The sequence below is a fragment of the Variovorax sp. Soil_C_12 genome (assembly GCF_057657375.1).
In genome coordinates this window covers 65701-83589 of record NZ_JBDGIO010000020.1, presented here as the reverse complement: position 1 = coordinate 83589, position 17889 = coordinate 65701, and the positions used below count along the sequence as shown (strand labels likewise).

Sequence of the window (17889 nt, the reverse complement as noted above, 5' to 3'; positions counted from 1 at the left end):
GGCGTCAGAACCCCATCACGCCGCGGTAGTAGCGGTACATCGCGCGGATCGATGCCTCCGAGATCAGCGAGTCGGTCGTGCCCACGTGATTCGCATCGAGCTTCAGGACGTTGCGATCGGTGCTGGAACGCCGCACGCCTTCCTGCACGAACTTCATCGCCTCGTTGTCCTCCAGGCCGAGGAAGCCGGCCGGCCCCATCAGGTTGCCTTGCCGCAGGCGATGCTGTTCCATCTCCTCGGTGTCATCCTCGTAGCCGAACATGGTCCACTGCATGATCATGCTGTTGGGGCCGTTGGGCACGATCTGGCGCACGCCCAGCGTGTTCATCTCGCGCTGCACCACCAGGTTCGGCCAGATGGTCTGCATGGTGACCGACCAGGGCGAATCGAACTCCTTCACGAAGTCGAGGAAGCGATCGTCGCGCAGGCGCATGCCCTCGTGGAAGGAACGCATCTCTTTCTTGTTCTCGTCGCTGACCGCAGCGTACTTGTCTTCCTTTTTGGCCGAGGCCATCGTGCCGTGGCGGCCGTGCACCGGGTCGGTGATCATGGCCGCGTTGTTGCCGGCGACCAGGAGGCCGAACACCACCAGGAAGGAGTGCAGCAGCGTCGCGTGGTAGGGGTCCTTCAGGTTCTCGTGGTACATCTTCCAGTTGCAGGGCAGCTCGTTCTTGTAGTAACCGAGCAACTTCAGGCGCTTGCCGTTGAAGACCACGTCGAAGTCCTTGAGGATCTCGGGTGTGAGGTACTCCTCCAACGGCTCCATGTCGCTCGCGTAGGACGCGAAGATCACGCCGCGGCGCGTGGTCACGTGCAGCTTCAGCAGGCCGTGATCCTCGTTGCGGAAATCCTTCGGCATGCCGCCCTGCCTGTTCACGCCGCGCTTGAAGGGCACGCCCTGCAGGTTGCCCTTCAGGTCGTAGGACCACTGGTGATACGGGCACACGAACTCGGTGGCGTTACCCTGGCCATGGCGGCAGAACTCCGCGCCGCGGTGCGCGCAGCGGTTTTCGAAGACGTTGATCGAGCCGTCCTCGGCGCGCGCGACCACCACCGGCGTGGCGCCGACGTAGGAGCGCTTGAAGTCGCCCGTGTTGGGAACCTCCGCTTCGAGCGCGACGTAGTTCCACGAACGGCCGCGGAAGATCTTCTCCATCTCCTGGTCGTAGACGGCCTGGCTGGTGTAGACCCAGTCGGGGATGAAGTGCAGGGCGTCCTCGGGCCACTTGCACGCGGCCAGGGCCGCGTCCTTGGCGCTCGGTGTCCAGTTGATGACGGCGTGTGTGCTGTACATGAAGGCTCCGGTCAAGTCAGGGATGGGGTGGACGCGGCGGCGAGGGTGTCTCGCACCCCTTGCCGCAGCGGGGTCGATGCGTCACACAGGCGGGCCGCATCGCAGGGCACGCCCTGGTCGATCAGTGCGCGAAGCTGGCGCAGGTCGCCGCCGGCGTTGACGGCGATGGCATGGCGCAGTCGACCTTCGGCGTCGAGTCCGATCTGCAGGAATTTCGGGGCGGGATCGCCGCTGGTCTGCTGTCCCCGCAGGTGATAGACGATCCCGGCCGCCGGCATGCCCAGCATCTGTACGTTGCAGCCGAACTGGTCCGTCCAGAACCAGGGCGTGGCCGCGCCTTCGGCCGCAACGCCCAGCATCGCCGCGGCGGCGATGCGCGCCTGCTCGTTGGCGCTCTGCCAGGACTCGAGCCGGATCTCCTCGCCGAGCAGCGGCTGGAACTGGCTGGTGCAATCGCCCGCCGCCAAGATGTGCGGCGCGCTGGTGCGGCCCTGCGCGTCGATGCGGATGCCGCCGTTGGCCGGATGGAGTTCGAGTCCGATCGCCTTGGCCAGCGCCACCTCGGGCACGAGCCCGATCGCGACCACGAGCAAGGGGGCGTCGAGCCGGCCGCCGTCGGCCAGCGCGATCGCGATGCCGTCCGCGTGCGCATCGACCGAGTCGCAGCGCACGCCCAGCCGCAGGTCGATGCCGCTGTCGCGCACGCGCTGTCCCAGCCAGGCCGAGAAGGAGGGCGGCACCGCGCGCGGCAGCACCCGGTCGGCGCTCTCCAGCACCGTGACGGCCAGGCCCAGGGCGCGTGCCGTGGAGGCGATCTCCAGGCCCAGGAAGCCGGCACCAAGCACCGTGACGGCGGCGTGTTGCGCCATCGCCTCGCGAAGCGCCTGCGCATCGGCCAGCGTGCGGACGACGTGAATGCGCGGTGTGCCTTCGGGCAGCCCGGGCAGGCGGCGCGCCTTGCCGCCGGTGGCGAGCAGGCAGCGGCCGAAGGCCAGCGAGCGGCCGTCGCCGCACTGCGCGACCGAACGCGAAGCATCGATCGCCGTGACCTCGGTGTCGAGCCACAGCTCGATCGAACGCTCCGCGTGGAAGCCGGCGGGATGGATGCCGAGGCGTGCGTCCATCGCGGCGTCGGATAGCACCGCCTTCGACAGCGGCGGGCGCTCGTAGGGCAGCGGCCGCTCGTTGCCGACCATGACGATGCGGCCCGCATGGCCGTAGCTGCGCAAGGCCGCGGCCGCGGTGGCGCCGGCCTGTCCGGCACCGACGATGAGGATGGGCGCGTCGTGCGTCATGGCGCTGCCCTCAGACATCGACCAGCACGTCGTCGCCCTCGACGCGCACCGGGTAGACCCGGATCGGTTGCGTCGCCGGCGCGCACAGGGCTGCGCCCGTGCGCAGGTCGAAGCGCGCCTGGTGCAGCGGACATTCGATACAGCCGTCTTCCACATAGCCGTCGGACAGGAGGGCGTGTTGATGCGTGCAGACGTTGTCGGTGACGTGGAACTCGCCGGCGCTTCGATAGAGCGCGAGCTGTGCGTCGCCGAGCGCAACGGGGATCACTTCGTCGTCCTGCAGTTGGGTTGCCGCGGCAATTCGGGTCCAGGGCATGGGCACTTCCTTTGAAACGTATGCTGAGCTGTTATCGTCAGTGTACTGAACATAAATAGTGCTTGTCTACGGAAATACCCTTCGTTGACTCTGACGCCTTTCATTGCGCCTCGAAGGCACCAACTTAGTGATATTCGTTGGGAAAAGTGCAGATCTTGCCCTTGAACAGGGCGTTGGCATTCTTCCTGCACCATCCGGGATAGTCCTAGCAAAACTGCGTTGACACTGATGAATCTGATCAGCATACTGACTATATTCATCTCACGAACCCGCACAGGAGCGACTTCATGCAGCGACGCCGATTTCTAGAGAAGACCGGGACCCTCGCGGGTCTGGCGACCCTTGCCGCCCCCGCCTTCGCGCAAGGTGCCCCCAGCGTGAAGTGGCGCATGTCGACCAGCTGGCCGAAGAGCCTCGACACGATGTACGGCTCGGCCGAACAGATGTGCAAGCGCATCGCCGAGCTGACCGACGGCAAGTTCGAGATCCACCCCTTCGCGGGCGGCGAGCTGGTGCCGCCCGCGCAGAACATGGACGCGGTCAGCAACGGCACCGTCGAGTGCAACCACGTGCTCGCCTCCGCCTTCATCGGCAAGAACACGGCCTTCGCCTTTGACACCGGCCTGCCTTTCGGGCTCAACGCCCGCCAGCACAACGCGTGGATGCACAACGGCGGCGGCCTGCAGGCGATGCGCGAGCTCTACAAGAAGTACAACGTCGTCAACTTCGTCTGCGGCAACGTCGGCGTTCAGATGGGCGGCTGGTACCGCAAGCAGATCAAGACGGTGGCCGACCTCGACGGCCTGAAGATCCGCATCGGCGGCATCGGCGGCATGGTGATGTCCAAGCTCGGCGCGGTGCCGCAGCAGATCGCCGCGGCCGACATCTATCCCGCGCTCGAGAAGGGCACCATCGACGCCGCCGAATGGATTGGCCCCTACGACGACGCGAAGCTCGGCCTGCACAAGGTCGCCCAGTACTACTACGCGCCGGGGTGGTGGGAAGGCAGCGCCTCGATCACCGCGATGGTCAACGACAAGGCCTGGGCCGCCCTGCCGCCCATGTACAAGGCGGCCTTCGAGTGCGCGGCCAACGAGCAGACGACCAGGATGCTGGCCGACTACGACGCGCGCAATCCCGAAGCGCTGAAAAAGCTGATCGGGCAGGGCGCGAAGCTGGCCTACTTCCCGAAGCCCGTGATGGAGGCCGCCTTCAAGGCCTCGTCCGAACTGCTGACCGAACTCGCCGCCAAGAACCCCGACTTCAAGGCCGTGCTGCCGCAATGGCTGAAGTCGCGCCGCGACCAGGCCAGCTGGTTCCGCGTGGCCGAGTCCGAGCTCGACAACTACACCTTCGCCGCCGTCGTCAAATCGCCCCAGTGACATGAAAGACGCGCTGCCGAACGCCGGCACACCGTATGCGTGGGTGCGGATCGTGGATCGCATCACCGACCTGTTCGGCACGCTCGCCAAGTGGGCGCTGCTGGCCGCCTGCGTGATCAGCGGCGGCAACGCCATCATCCGCTACGCATTCGGCTACAGCTCCAACGCGTGGCTGGAGATCCAGTGGTATCTGTTTGCGGTCGGGGTGATGTTCGGCGCGGCACAAGTGCTGCGCCTCAACGAGCACGTGCGCGTCGACCTGTTCTACGGCCGCTGGCCGGCGCGCCGGCAGGTCTGGCTCGATCTCTTCGGCCTGGTGTTCTTCCTGCTGCCGATCATGGGCCTGCTGGTCTATCTTTCGTGGCCGCTGCTGGTCGAGATGGTCAGCACGGGCGAGGCCTCGTCCAATGCCGGCGGGCTCGTGCGCTGGCCGGCGATGCTGACCTTGCCGCTGGGTTTCCTGTTGCTCGTGCTGCAGGGCCTGGCCGAGATCTGCAAGCGCGTGCTGTGGCTCCAGGGCCGCCATGACATGGACACGCACTACGAGAGGCCCGTGCAATGAGCCTCGACACCTTCCCGCCGCTGATGTTCGCGGGCCTGGCGCTGATCCTGCTGCTCGGGTTCCCGGTCGCCTTTTCCCTCGCCGCGCTCGGCGTGGCCTGCGGCAGCATCGCGATCGCGATGGGCTGGTTCCCGGCCGGTTTCATGTCGGCCCTGCCGCTCAACGTCTTCGGCATCCTGTCCAACGACCTGTTGCTCGCCATCCCCTTCTTCACGCTGATGGGCTGCATCCTGGAGCGCTGCGGCCTCGCGGAAGACATGCTCGACTCGATGGGTCAGCTCTTCGGCCCGGTGCGCGGCGGCCTGGGCTACTCGGTGATCATCGTGGGCTTCATCCTCGGCGCCATCACCGGCACGGTCGCCGGCCAGGTGATCGCGATGGCCATGATCTCGCTGCCGGTGATGATGCGCTACGGCTACAGCATGCGCTACTCGACCGGCGTGCTCGCTGCGTCAGGCACCATCACGCAGCTGGTGCCGCCCTCGCTGGTCCTGGTGGTGCTGGCCGACCAGCTCGGCCGCTCGGTGGGCGACATGTACAAGGGCGCCTGGGGTCCCGCGATCCTGCAGGTGCTGCTGTTCGCGCTCTACACCTTCATCCTCTCGCGCCTCCGCCCGCAGGACGTTCCCGGCATTCCGAAGGAAGCGCGCACGCTGGTCGGCTGGAAGCTGTGGGCCAAGTGCCTGCGCGGCATCCTGCCGTCGGCGGTCCTCATCTTCGCGGTGCTGGGCAGCATGGGCGGCCTGCCGGGCATCGACCACGCCATCGCGACGCCGACCGAGGCCGGCGCCATGGGCGCGCTCGGGGCCTTCGTGCTGGCGGCGCTGCACCGTCGGCTCACCTGGCCGCTGCTGAACAACGCGATGGGCTCGACCATGCGCATGACGGCGATGGTGGTGTTCATCCTGATCGGCTCGCGCGCCTTCTCGCTTGTCTTCCAGGGCGTGAACGGCGGGCTGTGGATCGAGCACATGCTGTCAGCGCTGCCCGGCGGCCAGCTGGGCTTCCTGATCGTCGTCAACATCTTCATCTTCTTCCTGGCCTTCTTCCTCGACTTCTTCGAGATCGCCTTCATCATCCTGCCGCTGCTCGCGCCGGTGGCCCACAAGCTGGGCATCGACCTGGTGTGGTTCGGTGTGCTGATCTGCGTCAACATGCAGACCAGCTTCATGCATCCGCCCTTCGGCTTCTCGCTGTTCTACTTGCGGGGCATCTCCGATACCCTTGCAAAGAACGGCACGCTGCCGCGCAAGGTCGAGTCGCGCGACATCTACCTCGGGGCCATTCCATGGGTCGCGATGCAGCTGCTGCTGGTCGCCATCGTGATCTTCGTGCCCGAGACGGTGACCGCGCTGCTCGAAAAGGAGAAGGTCGTGGACGTCGACAAGATCCAGATCAGCGCGCCGCAACGCACGGCCGACGACGACGCGGCGCCGGAGCGCGATGATCCGTCGAAGATGTTCGCAGACGAACCGAAATGAGCAACACCCGATGACAGCTGCAACCCACGAACACGCCGCGCGCCCGGGCCAGGGCGTCGGCGCCCGCGTCGAGCGCAAGGAAGACGCGCGCCACCTGCATGGCCGCGGCCGCTTCGTCGCCGACATGGCGATGCCCGAACTGAGCGAGGTCGCCTTCGTGCGCAGCCCGCTCGCGCACGCGCGCATCGTCTCGACCCGGCTGCCGGCGGCCGGTGCCGAACGCGTCGTTCTGCGCGAGACGATGATCGACGCGCTGGACATCGTGGCCGATTCGACGCTGCCCACCTACCAGTCCTCGGCTCAGCCGCCGTTGGCCTCGGGCAAGGTGCGTTTCGTCGGCGAGCCGGTCGCGATGGTGTATGCGCCAACGCGCGCCGAGGCCGAGGACCTGGCCGAGCAGGTCGAGCTCGAGTTCGACGACCTGCCGGTGTACGCCGATGCGGCAAGCTCGCGCGCGGCCACCGGCGAGCTGATGCACGAAGGCTGGCGCGACAACACCTTCGTCACCCTCAACGTCGACAAGGATTTCGACCTGCATGCGAAGCAGGCCTCGCTCGTGGTCCGCCGCTCGATCGATCTTGCACGCCACTGCATGGTGCCCATGGAAGGCAAGGCGGTGCTCGCGTACTGGGACCACCAGGCCGACCAGCTGGTGGTCGTCAGCGCGACGCAGGTGCCGCACATGATCCGCACCATCCTCGCGCAGTGCCTGGGGCTGGACCAAGGCCGTGTGCGCGTCATCTCGCCGGACGTCGGGGGCGCCTTCGGCTACAAGTGCGTGCTGCAGCAGGAGGAGCTGTGCGTCGCCTGGCTGGCCAAGACGCATCGCAAGCCCTTCCGCTACATCGAGGACCGGCGCGAGCACCTGATCGCCGGCGCCAACACGCGCGAGCACCACTACGAGATGACGGCGTATGCCGATGCGCGTGGCCGCCTGCTGGCGCTCGACGCCCGCATCACCATCGATGGCGGCGCCTACTCGGTGTGGCCTTTCACGATCGGCCTCGAGCCGGGGCAGGCGATCGGCAACCTGCCAGGACCCTACGCCTTCCGCGGCTATCGCTGCGTCACCGAGTGCATCGCCACCAACAAGCCGGGCTTCGTGCCGTACCGCGGCGTGGCGCGCACCGGCGTGTGCTTCGCGATGGAGCTCACGATGGACGCCATCGCCCGCGCCGTCGGGCGCGAGCCGTGGGAGGTGCGGCTCGAGAACCTCGTGCCCGCATCGGCGATGCCGCACGTCAACGTGGCCAACAAGCATTTCGACAGCGGCGACTACCCGGCCAGCCTCGTGAAGGCGCGCGAGATGATCGGCCTCGACGCCGTGCGCGAGCGCCAGCGCAGGGCCGAGGCCGACGGCCGGCTCATCGGCGTCGGCTTCGCCACCTACACCGAACAGTCCGCCCATGGCACCTCGGTCTTCGCGACCTGGGGCACGCCGGTGATTCCGGGTTTCGATTCGGCCACCGTTCGAATGACGCCGGACGGCGGCCTCGAGATGCGCGTCGGCGTTCATTCCCACGGTCAGGGCATGGAAACCACCTTCGCGCAGATCGCGCACGAGATCCTCGGCGTCGACATCGCCAACATCAAGCTGGTCCACGGCGACACCGGCCAGACGCCGTTCTCGACCGGCACCTACGCGTCGCGCTCGCTGGTGATGTCGGGCGGGGCGGTGTCGAAGGCCTGCAAGGCACTGGCGCCGCGCGTGATGCACATCGGGGCGCACCTGCTCGGCGTGGCAACGGATACGGTGTCGATCGCGCAAGGCCTTGTCGTCGGCCCGAACGGCAGCGTGCCGATCGCCGAGGTCGCGCAGGCCTGGTACCTGCGCCCGGACCGCCTGCCGGCCGACGTCGACCCCGCGGGCCTGGAGGTGACGACCGGCTTCAAGCCCAAGGTCGACACCGGCGCCTTCACCTATGCGAGCCATGCGGTCACGGTCGCGGCCGACCCGGACACCGGGCACGTCGAGATCCTTGACTACGTCATCGTCGAGGACTGCGGCACCATGATCAACCCGATGGTGGTCGAGGGGCAGACCTACGGCGGCGTGGCGCAGGGCATCGGCACCGCGCTCTACGAGGAGACGCCGTACGACCGCAACGGCCAGCCGCTCGCGTCCACGCTGGCCGACTACATGCTGCCCGGCGCGACCGAAGTGCCGAACCTGCGCATCCACCATTTCGAGACGCCGTCGCCGCATACCGAGTTCGGCGCCAAGGGCATGGGCGAGGGCGGGGCGATCGCACCGCCGGCGGCGATCTTCAACGCCGTCAACGATGCGCTGCAGCCGCTGGGCGCCGAGGTCGCGCACACCCCGCTCACGCCGCGCCGCCTGCTCGAAGCCATCGCCGCGGCGCAGCTCGCCGACAAGAAGAGGAAGGCTGCGTGAGGACCGAACGATGAAAGCCGCGAACTTCGACTACCAGCGACCGCCCACGCTGCAGGTGGCCCTGCACCTGCTGGCCGATGCCGGCGGCAACGCGAAGGTGATGGGCGGCGGCCAGTCGCTCGGCCCGATGCTGAACCTGCGGCTCACGCGGCCGAAGCAGGTGATCGACGTGTCGGCCCTGGAAGAGCTCCGCCAGGTCGCGCAGGAGGGCGAGTCGATCCGCATCGGCGCGGCCGTCACCCACGCCGAGATCGAGGACGGCGCGCATGCGCTGCTGCGCGGCGGGCTGCTGCAATCCGTCGCGTGCGGCATCGCCTACCGGGCGATCCGCAACCGCGGCACCGTCGGCGGCAGCCTGGCGCACGCCGATCCGGCGGCCGACTGGGTGCTCGCCGCGGCGGCGCTCGGTGCCGAAGTCGAGATCGCGTCGCAGGCAGGCACCCGCCGCGTGCCGATGGACGGCTTCATGCAAGGCGCCTACACCACCGTCCTGGGCGAGGGCGAGTTGCTCGCGGCGCTGTGGGTGCCGAAGCTCGGACCCGCCGCACGCTGGGGCTACTTCAAGTTCTGCCGCAAGACCGGGGAGTTCGCCGAGGCCAGTTGTGGCGCGGTGTTCGATCCCGCGCGCAAGTTGGCGCGCGTCGTGCTCGGCGCGCTGGACGGCGCACCGCAAGCGCTGCCTGCGGTGGCCGCCCAGGTCGCGCGCAGCGGCGCCGTGCCGTCCCGCCCATTCATCGAGACGGCCGTCGCGGCCGCCGCAGCGTCCAAGGACGCGGTCGATCGCAAGCTGCTGGTCGCGGCGGTCGAGCGCTGCCTCGGCCAGGTCCTGACCCCGGAGCCCGTGCAATGATCCCGATCGCCCTCGAACTCAATGGCCGCAAGGTCGAACGCGCGGTCGCCCCGCGCATGCACCTGGGCGACTTCGTCCGCGACGAAGGCCGGCTCACCGGCACGCACCTCGGCTGCGAGCACGGCGTTTGCGGCGCCTGCACCGTGCTGGTCGACGACAAGCCCGTGCGCTCGTGCATCGCCTTCGCCGTCGCCTGCGACGGCCGCAAAGTCACCACGGTCGAAGGCTACGACGCCGATCCGGTGATGGCGCTGTTGCGCCCCGCGTTCTCGCGCCACCACGCCTTGCAGTGCGGCTTCTGCACGCCCGGCATGCTGGCCACCGCACGCGACATCGTGCTGCGCTTCCCGGATGCCGACGAGGCGAAGATCCGGCTCGAGCTCTCGGGCAATCTCTGCCGTTGCACCGGCTACATGGGCATCGTCGCGGCGGTGGGCGACGTGCTCGGGCAGTGCCGCGATGCGCATCCCGAGATCGCGGCCATGCGCAAGGTGATGCGAATCGCGAGCGGCGCGGCACCGGCACCGACGGCCCGACCGCCTTTCGCTACCTTCGAGGCCGTGGATACGGGCACGGCGGCCACGACCGCCGAGCGCACGCCGGAGGCGCCGGTGCAGAACGCGTCGTCGGCCAACGGGACGCGCATCCAGGGCCACTTCACCGTGCCCTTCGCGGCAGGCGAGGTCTGGCGCTTCATGGCCGACCTGCCGGCGGTCGCGGCCTGCCTGCCCGGCGCCGAGCTGACCGAACACGCGGGCGACCGCGTGAAGGGCCGCGTCGCGATCAAGTTCGGGCCGATGTCGGCGAGTTTCAACGGCGCGGCGCGGCTCGACCGCGACGATGCGGCGCGCTCCGCGGTGCTCAAGGGCGCGGGGCAGGATACGCTGAGCCAGTCGCGCGCCAATGGCGACGTGGCCTACAAGCTGGTCGAGCTTTCGCACTCGTCGACGCGCGTCGACGTCGACCTTCTCTACGCCTTGCAGGGCCCGCTGGCGCAGTTCTCGCGCTCGGGCCTGGTCAAGGACTTCGTCGGACGCCTGATCCAGGAGTTCGGCAAGAACGTGGCGCTGCGCATGGACCCATCGCGCTCGCCCGACGCGCCGTTGCCGCCGGCACGGCTCAACGCCTTCAGCCTCGGCTGGAGCGTCTTGTGGTCGCGCATCCGGCGCCTGTTCGGCGCCGGCGACTGAGGAAGAAGCCGCCACCCCCACCACCCGACCACGGCGCGTGCACACCGCACGCGCCGCAGGCCGCGCTTTGCCTTTCTAAACGGAGATCCACATGAACGCATTGATTCCGAGAATTCTTCGCCGCGTGCTCGCCGGCTGCGCCGGCCTGGCCTTGGCGGCCAGCGCCGCAGCGCAGGGCGCCGAGAAGCTGAAGGTCCGCCTCGACTGGACGCCCTGGGGCGTGCACGCCGCGATGCATCTCGCGCAGCAGAAGGGCTGGTTCACCGCCGCCGGGCTCGACGTCCAGATGGAGGACGGCAACGGCTCGGTGACCACCGTGCAGATCGTCGGCGCCGGCGACCAGTTCGACGTCGGCCACGCCGCGCTGGCGTCGATGATGATCGCGCGCGACAAGGGCCTGCCGGTGAAGGCGGTCGCGGTGTTCGCGCGGCTGAGCGACGTCGGCCTGCTGGTGCCCCAGGGCGCAGGCATCAAGGGGCCGAAGGACCTCAAGGGCAAGAAGGTGGCCTACACCGCAGGCTCGCTGGAGGCGCCGTTCATCGACGCCTTCCTCGCGGCCGGTGGCCTGAAGAAGGGAGACCTCGACCTGATCAATGTCGATGCCGCCGGCAAGGCCGCGACCTATGCGGCGGGCCGCGCCGATGCCGCCTTCTCGACCATCCCGTTCTTCCTGCCGGTGGTGTCGCAGACGCGGCCGTCCGAAGCCATTCGCTTTGCCGACTACAACCTCAACATGCCGAGCTTCGGCCTGTTCACCTCGGAAGCCAAGCTCGCGTCGCGGCGCGAGGCGATCGCCAGGTTTGCCAGCGTCGTTGCCGGCGCCTGGCAGTACGTCTACAGCGGCCACGAGGACGAGGCGGTCGACGCGATCGTTGCGCAGCGCCCGCAGGCCAAGCTCGACAAGAAGGTGCTGCGCGGGCAGGTCGATGCCCTGCGCGGCTTCTTCCAGCTGCCGGCCGCGGCCGGCCAGCCGCTCGGCGCGCCGGTGGCGGGCGACTGGGCGGTCGCGATGAAGACCCTCGGCGATGTCGGGCTGCTCAAGTCGATCAAGGACGGCAACGACTTCTACGTTCCCGGCCTGGTGCGGCCGGCAGCGCTCACCGCGGCGGTGGCGAAATGAGCGCCGCTGCGATCCACGCCGCGGGCGTGCGCAAGGTCTACCCGGGCGCACGCGCGCTCACGGCGCTCGACGGCATTTCGCTGGACATCCGGCCCGGCGAGTTCGTCAGCATCCTCGGGCCGAGCGGCTGCGGCAAGAGCACCTTCCTGCGCTGTGTGGCCGGTCTCGAGACCGTCACCGAGGGCGATCTGCGCGTGGACGACCGGCCCGTGACCGGTCCGCCCGACCACGTGGGCATGGTGTTCCAGCGCGATGCGCTGCTCGAGTGGCGAACCATCGAACGCAACATCCTGCTGCCCATCGAGTTTGCGGGAAAGCCGGTGCAGGGCCACCGTTCGGCGATGGCGCAGCTGCTCGGGCTGACCGGTCTTTCCGAGTTCGGCGACCGTTACCCGCGCGAGCTCTCCGGCGGCATGCGCCAGCGCGCCGCGATCTGCCGCGCGCTGATCGACCAGCCCAGCCTGCTGCTGATGGACGAACCCTTCGGCGCGCTCGATGCGCTCACGCGCGACCAGATGAACGTCGAGCTGCAGCGCATCTGGTTGGAGACGCGCAACACGGTGATGTTCGTCACGCACGGCATCGCCGAGGCGGTGTTCCTCGCCGACCGCGTGGTGGTGTTCTCGCCACGCCCCGGGCGCATCGCCGACATCATCGAGGTCGACCTGCCACGTCCGCGCCGGCTCGCCGTGCGCGAGACCGCGCAGTTCGGCGCCTACACGGGCCGCATCCGCGACCTGTTTCATGAGATGGGGCTCATCAACGAGGAGCCCGGTGCAGTCGACGAGGAGATGGCGGCATGAACCCCTGGATTGCGAAAGGCCGCCAGTGGCTGGTCGGCGCGGTGACGATGCTGGTTTTTCTGGTCGTATGGGAAGCGGTGGTCCGGCTGCTCCACGTGCGGCCGATCACCTTGCCGCCGCCGAGTGCGGTCGTGGACGAGCTGTCGAGCGAGTGGGGCTGGTACCTCGGCCACACCGCCTACACGCTGCTGACCACGCTGGGCGGCTTCGTGCTGTCGGTCGTGGTCGGCGTGGTGCTGGCGATGATGCTGGTCGGCTCGCGCTGGTTCGAGCACGCGGTCTACCCGCTGATCGTGGCCTTGAACAGCGTGCCCAAGGTCGCCGTCGCGCCGCTCTTCGTGATCTGGCTCGGCACCGGATCGGAGCCGAAGATCGCGATCGCCTTCCTGATCGCGGTGTTCGCTGTCATCGTGGATGCGGTGCATGGGCTGCGTTCGGTGCCACAGGACGTGCTCGACCTCGGCCGCGTGCTCAAGGGCTCGACGCTCGACTTCTTCCTGAAGGTGCGGCTGCCATGCGCCATGCCCTCGATCCTCACCGGCATGAAGGTCGCGATCTCGCTAGCGCTGGTCGGCGCCATCGTCGGCGAGTTCGTGGCCTCGCAGCGCGGGCTGGGCTACGTGATCCTGAGCGCCCAGGGCACCTTCGACACCACGCGCGTGTTCGCGGCGGTCTTCATGCTGGCGCTGCTGGGAATTCTTCTGTACGGGAGCCTGGCCTGGGCGGAGCGGCGGCTGACGCCTTGGCGCCGGGCTTGATCAGGTCGGTGCTTCGCGCTGCGTGGCTCGTTGAGGGCTCAACCTGTCCTCGGCTGATGCCAAGCCGCTGCGCGGCCTGGCCGACGCGCTGGGCTTTTTCAGTCGTTATCGAGCATCCGGCTGACCTTGCTGCCGAGCGCGCTTTCGGCGCGGAAGTAGCCCATCACAGTCGCGACGCTGTGATGACCGGTCATGGCCATCGTCTCGGGCAGCGACATGTTCTGCCGGCCGGCTTCCGTCACGAACCCGGCCCTGAGCGAGTGCGCAGAGAACTTCCCCTCGACCCCCGCCATCGCGCATCGCTCCTTCACGATGTCGCGCACGGCCGCTGGCGCGAGTGGCTCGCCGAGATGCCCCCCCTTGCGAATGCGGCGGAAGAGGGCGCCTTCCTCGATGCCGCTGGCGACGAGCCACTCCTGCATGGCCGCAGCCGCGCTGCCCACCAGGGGTTTCACGTCCTCGGGACGCTCGGCGCCGGCCTGGTTGGTCTTGGAGTGCGTGAGCGTGTAGAGATAGGAGCGGGCGCCATCTCCGCCCACGCGCTGAAGGTTCTCGAACGTCGCCGAGGCGACCTCGGAGCGCCGTCGCCCACCGGTGGCCCATGCGAACAGGAGGAGGGCGCGATCGCGTTTTCCGCGCAGGGTGTCGTCGCAGGTCGCCAGTACCGCTTGCAGCGGATCCTTGGTGAGCGCGCGCTGCTTGCGCGGACGCGCCCCTCGCTTGGCGTAGGCGCGGCGCGTCTGGGCCAGCAGCTCGCGCACCAGCGGGTCGGCGCAGGGATTCGACTCCTTGGCCAGCTGGTGCGCCTTGGACAGCACCGCGATGCGGTGCACGAGCGTGTTGAGCGCGGGCGCGCCGAGCCGCGTCTTGTAGCCGTTGGCCACCAGCGCTTGGTCGATGTCCGGCGGCAACTCGCTCACCAATCCCGTCGACAGGCCGGCCTTGGAAGCCGCATCCGCCTTGCGCGCGGCGTGGTCGACGATGAACTGGATGGCCACCGGCACCGGGACCGGCAGGCGCAATGCATCACCGTAGCGCGCGGCGTACCAGGCGCACCAATAGCGCATCGCCGAGCCGTAGGAGACGCGCGTGTTGGCCGATTCGCCCTCGCGCAGGAGCGCGCGCGCCGCGTCCTCGGTCGTCTGAGCGAGGCGCGCCGGATCCAGCGCCAGACTGCGTTCGGGCAAGTTGGCCAGCGGGTGCGTTTCGGCTGCTTTCATGGCGTTGGGTTGTTCAAGCAATTTCTGCATTGTCTCAATGTCATGCGGCCGCTGCCTCCTCTCGGAGGGCCAATGGGAGCGTCCCCGACAAGCAAATCGTTCTAAGGACGGCCTGAACAATTGCCATCCAGTAGGGCACTTTCGCTGAGCAACATTGAATCTGAGGTTTTTCGAAGCAATGCGTCCGCAAACGTCAGCATTGAGCTTGCCAAAGCGTCGATTTGCCCTCGTTTCAGGTGGCAATCGCCGCCTGCCGGCGGACTTTTCCATCCAGTACTTTCAGCGTCTTTCGCACCATCCACAGATTGGCCAGCGCGAACAGCGTGTTGAGCTGCGCGGTGTTCTTCATGAGCCCGCGATAGCGCACTTTTACGTGTCCGAACTGGCGCTTGATCACGCGGAAGGGGTGCTCGACCTTGGCCCGCACGCTGGCCTTCAGCCGTTCAATCTCATTGATGATGCGATCGACCTTGCGGGTCTTGTCCAGAGCAGCGCGTTTGCCTGGGCGCATGGCCACATGCCAGACCACGCCCTCACGCGCATCCGCGCGCTTGTGCGCGCCTTGGTAGCCAGCATCGGCGAACACGGCGGTCTCATCGCCGTGCAACAACGCGTTGGCCTCCGCCACGTCACTGACGTTGCCCGCGGTTCCTCGCACCGTGTGCACCAACCCCGACTGGGCGTCCACGCCGATGTGAGCCTTCATCCCGAAGTACCACTGCTTGCCCTTCTTCGACTGGTGCATCTCAGGGTCCCGCTCGCCGCTGGCGTTCTTGGTCGAGCTCGGCGCCGCGATCAGCGTGGCATCGACTACCGTGCCGGCTCGCAGCATCAGGCCTTTCCCGCGCAGCAGGTCGTTGACCACGGCCAGGATCTGCACGGTCAGCTCGTGCTTCTCCAGCAGGTGGCGAAACCGCAGAATCGTGCTCTCGTCGGGCAGCCTTGTCTCCCAGTTGTCCAGGCCCGCGAACTCCCGATACAGCGGCGTGTCATGCAGCGCGTCTTCCATCGCCAGGTCGCTCAACGTGAACCACTGCTGCATGAAGTGAATGCGCAGCATGGCCTCCAGCGGGAACGGCGGGCGACCCTTCCTGCCTTCGGGCGCGTACGGGGAAACCAAATCCACAAAGGTCCCCCACGGCACCACGCGGTTCATCTCATCGAGAAATTCGCGCTTGCGCGTTCGCTTCGTCGTCAGGCTCAGACCCAAGTCGGCTTGCTTCATGAATCAGATCGTCGCAGGGACACAAGTTTCGGGCAAGCACGCCTCCCGGCATTTATGCAGGACATCCCTAAGGCCGAGGCCGAAGTAAACAAGTCCAGCTACTGTCCCGAAAGCTGCTAGCAAGAGGGGCATGAAGCTCATCGAGTACAAGCGTGTTTGACGGACCGAGAGTTACGGCTCATAGGTGACTGTAGCAACGCGGTCTGGAGTTCACGTTCTGTCGGAGGAAAACTGAAAGGTCGCGGCGAACTTCCGCTTGTGGCCCGGTTGACGCCGAGCATAGCCGCTGGCTAGCGGTTGCACATTCCCCCATATTGGCATCAACGCCGGCGGGTGACAAAAATCGGCTTCGTCGTGCAATGGGGCACAGACACAACCGGCACATTCGCTTAGGCTGCGTCGCGAACAACTACATCACTGCACCAAATGCGCGCAAAAACGAGTTTTCTGCTCCCCGTTGTCCTGGCTGCATCTCTTGCAGCCTGCACGCAGCCGAGGGACACCATCATCCCGGCCGATTCTGCAAGCTGGGAGAAAGAACTTTTGCCCAAGATTCAGAAGCTTTCGGACGACGACCGCTCTGCGCTGGCGGCCTATCTTGTGCGGGCAAAGCTGGGCGAGGCGTTTGGCGGCAAGGCAATGCCTCTCGGAACTACGGTGGCCCAAGCCATTGAGCAGCAGAAGGCATTCGCCACTCAGCAAGCGGCAAAAGCCGCCGAGGAGCAGGCGCTTAAGGAGAAGCTTCGCAAGGAGCAGGAAGAGGCTGCTGCGGCGCTCAACAAAGTCGTCACCGTCACCCTCATCGAGAAGCGAGAACTCCCGCCGGACTACCAAAGCCGCCGCTACAGCGAGGAGCAGCTTCTCAAAATTGGCATCAGGAACGGTGGCGACAAGGCCATCAAGGGCGTGAAGGGTACGCTCGAGTTTGTCGACATCTTCGGCAAGCGCGTCGGGTCGGTGGGCTTCGCTGTCGCGGAGAACATCGCGCCGAACCAGGCGCTGGTCTGGTCGGGCAGCCGCGACTACAACCAGTTCCTGGATGAACACAAGGCCGTCTGGAACCTGGAAGAAGGAAAGTTCACGACGCGGTTCGTTCCCGAGCAGGTGGTGTTCGCCGACGGCACGAAGCTCGGGGCACGCGAATAGGGTGTTATCGACTCAGTTGGCTCACTACAGCGATGACGCTGTCGGTAGTTCGTGGGCACTGGCCCGCATCCTGCCACAGCAACAGCCCGCGCCCCTATAGGGCAGGCCGGGCTATGCATCGCCGCGAATGAAATCTCATCAAACTCTGGACAGGCGCTTCAAGGTCGGCTGTCGGGCGAAAATGAGCACGAACCGCGAGTGACTGGTTTTGGGCCGACAGAAGTCTATCGCGCAGGCAAAAATCGCTGCTTTCGAGGCCTTGATAATCGTAGGCTTGCCGACAGTTAGTTGCCGGCAATCGTCAGACGGGCTCGCCACGCGCCAAATAGCGCAGCCGAACCCGAAGCGAAGATCCCGACCATCTGCCACCAGGAGTTGTAGGCCCAGGCGTTGTACATCCACAGCACGGCCACGAGGACCATCGCCAAGCGTAGGGCGGTGCCGCGCAGATAGAACATGGCCCAGGTACCCACCAACGATCCGGCAGCCGTGTACACGGAGGTCCAGCCCTCCCACGTCAGAGCACTGGCAATGAGGCTGATGGCCACGATGAAGAGGAAAGCCAGCCGCCGTGTCCTGGAGCTGCGCGACTGGACAACTTCTGCCGAGGCCTGCCGACCGATCGAGATCGCATTTAGCGCGGCCGCCGTATGGGCGCCCATCAAGAGGTTGTTGATCGCCCAGATCGCCGAGGCGACCCCGGTTGTCTTGCGAAGTGTCCTGTCATTCGAGCCGACCAGGCCGAAGGCAGTCAGGGCAAGTGCGATCAAGCCGGTGATGTGGATGAGGTGGGAGGCGTTCATTGAGGGGCCCGGAGACGCTCGGGCCCTCGGTTCGAGCAGCTTAATTGAC

16 protein-coding genes are annotated in these 17889 nt (G+C 67.1%); 10 read left to right on the top strand and 6 right to left on the bottom strand.

The window, feature by feature from the left end:
- Window positions 1-4: 4 nt before the first annotated feature.
- From AC3A6X_RS32845 to AC3A6X_RS32835, 3 genes are read right to left on the bottom strand one after another with little or no spacing between them, the layout of a single operon-like run.
- Window positions 5-1294 (bottom strand): Rieske 2Fe-2S domain-containing protein, encoded by a 1290-nt coding sequence (locus tag AC3A6X_RS32845; RefSeq protein ID WP_487846106.1) that lies wholly within the window; start codon window positions 1292-1294, stop codon window positions 5-7.
- 11 nt (window positions 1295-1305) lie between these two features.
- Window positions 1306-2589 carry an NAD(P)/FAD-dependent oxidoreductase gene (locus AC3A6X_RS32840; protein WP_487846149.1) on the bottom strand — a complete coding sequence of 428 codons (1284 nt, stop codon included), beginning with the start codon at window positions 2587-2589 and terminating at the stop codon, window positions 1306-1308.
- A gap of 10 nt (window positions 2590-2599) precedes the next feature.
- On the bottom strand, window positions 2600-2905 hold the full coding sequence (locus AC3A6X_RS32835; RefSeq protein WP_487846105.1) for a non-heme iron oxygenase ferredoxin subunit: 306 nt from the start codon (window positions 2903-2905) through the stop codon (window positions 2600-2602).
- Window positions 2906-3192: 287 nt separating this feature from the next.
- Between AC3A6X_RS32835 and AC3A6X_RS32830 the strand changes: the two genes are divergently transcribed.
- From AC3A6X_RS32830 to AC3A6X_RS32790, 9 genes are all read left to right on the top strand, one after another.
- Entirely contained in the window at window positions 3193-4287 is a 1095-nt protein-coding gene (locus tag AC3A6X_RS32830) for a TRAP transporter substrate-binding protein (protein WP_487846104.1), read from the top strand.
- A 1-nt stretch (window position 4288) separates the two neighbouring features.
- Complete coding sequence (locus tag AC3A6X_RS32825; RefSeq protein ID WP_487846103.1) at window positions 4289-4849, top strand: TRAP transporter small permease subunit; 561 nt, start codon at window positions 4289-4291, stop codon at window positions 4847-4849.
- On the top strand, window positions 4846-6330 hold the full coding sequence (locus AC3A6X_RS32820) for a TRAP transporter large permease (protein ID WP_487846102.1): 1485 nt from the start codon (window positions 4846-4848) through the stop codon (window positions 6328-6330). The genes AC3A6X_RS32825 and AC3A6X_RS32820 overlap by 4 nt, the downstream gene beginning before the upstream one ends.
- A 10-nt stretch (window positions 6331-6340) precedes the next feature.
- Window positions 6341-8725: a xanthine dehydrogenase family protein molybdopterin-binding subunit gene (locus tag AC3A6X_RS32815; protein WP_487846101.1), complete on the top strand. Its 2385-nt coding sequence runs from the start codon at window positions 6341-6343 to the stop codon at window positions 8723-8725.
- A gap of 10 nt (window positions 8726-8735) precedes the next feature.
- Window positions 8736-9575, top strand: coding sequence for an FAD binding domain-containing protein (locus AC3A6X_RS32810; protein ID WP_487846100.1), 840 nt, complete (start codon window positions 8736-8738; stop codon window positions 9573-9575).
- Window positions 9572-10765: a xanthine dehydrogenase family Fe-S subunit gene (locus tag AC3A6X_RS32805; protein ID WP_487846099.1), complete on the top strand. Its 1194-nt coding sequence runs from the start codon at window positions 9572-9574 to the stop codon at window positions 10763-10765. The genes AC3A6X_RS32810 and AC3A6X_RS32805 overlap by 4 nt, the downstream gene beginning before the upstream one ends.
- Before the next feature lie 85 nt (window positions 10766-10850).
- On the top strand, window positions 10851-11885 hold the full coding sequence (locus AC3A6X_RS32800) for an ABC transporter substrate-binding protein (RefSeq protein WP_487846148.1): 1035 nt from the start codon (window positions 10851-10853) through the stop codon (window positions 11883-11885).
- Complete coding sequence (locus AC3A6X_RS32795) at window positions 11882-12688, top strand: ABC transporter ATP-binding protein (RefSeq protein WP_487846098.1); 807 nt, start codon at window positions 11882-11884, stop codon at window positions 12686-12688. Before AC3A6X_RS32800 ends, AC3A6X_RS32795 begins: the two co-directional genes overlap by 4 nt.
- A complete protein-coding gene (locus AC3A6X_RS32790) occupies window positions 12685-13446 on the top strand; it encodes an ABC transporter permease (protein ID WP_487846097.1) in 762 nt (253 codons plus the stop codon). Before AC3A6X_RS32795 ends, AC3A6X_RS32790 begins: the two co-directional genes overlap by 4 nt.
- A 98-nt stretch (window positions 13447-13544) precedes the next feature.
- On the opposite strand, the gene AC3A6X_RS32785 is transcribed toward AC3A6X_RS32790, so the two are convergent.
- Together AC3A6X_RS32785 and AC3A6X_RS32780 are read right to left on the bottom strand one after the other, a co-directional pair.
- Window positions 13545-14666, bottom strand: a complete 1122-nt coding sequence (locus AC3A6X_RS32785; protein ID WP_487846096.1) for a site-specific integrase — start codon at window positions 14664-14666, stop codon at window positions 13545-13547.
- Between the two features lie 232 nt (window positions 14667-14898).
- Window positions 14899-15891, bottom strand: coding sequence for an IS5 family transposase (locus AC3A6X_RS32780; protein ID WP_487846095.1), 993 nt, complete (start codon window positions 15889-15891; stop codon window positions 14899-14901).
- A 426-nt stretch (window positions 15892-16317) separates the two neighbouring features.
- Here AC3A6X_RS32780 and AC3A6X_RS32775 point away from each other — a divergent pair, with 426 nt between their 5' ends.
- Window positions 16318-17037 carry a hypothetical protein gene (locus tag AC3A6X_RS32775; protein WP_487846094.1) on the top strand — a complete coding sequence of 240 codons (720 nt, stop codon included), beginning with the start codon at window positions 16318-16320 and terminating at the stop codon, window positions 17035-17037.
- 284 nt (window positions 17038-17321) lie between these two features.
- Here AC3A6X_RS32775 and AC3A6X_RS32770 read toward each other — a convergent pair whose 3' ends face one another.
- A complete protein-coding gene (locus AC3A6X_RS32770; protein ID WP_487846093.1) occupies window positions 17322-17840 on the bottom strand; it encodes a YgjV family protein in 519 nt (172 codons plus the stop codon).
- Between the last annotated feature and the right edge of the window lie 49 nt (window positions 17841-17889).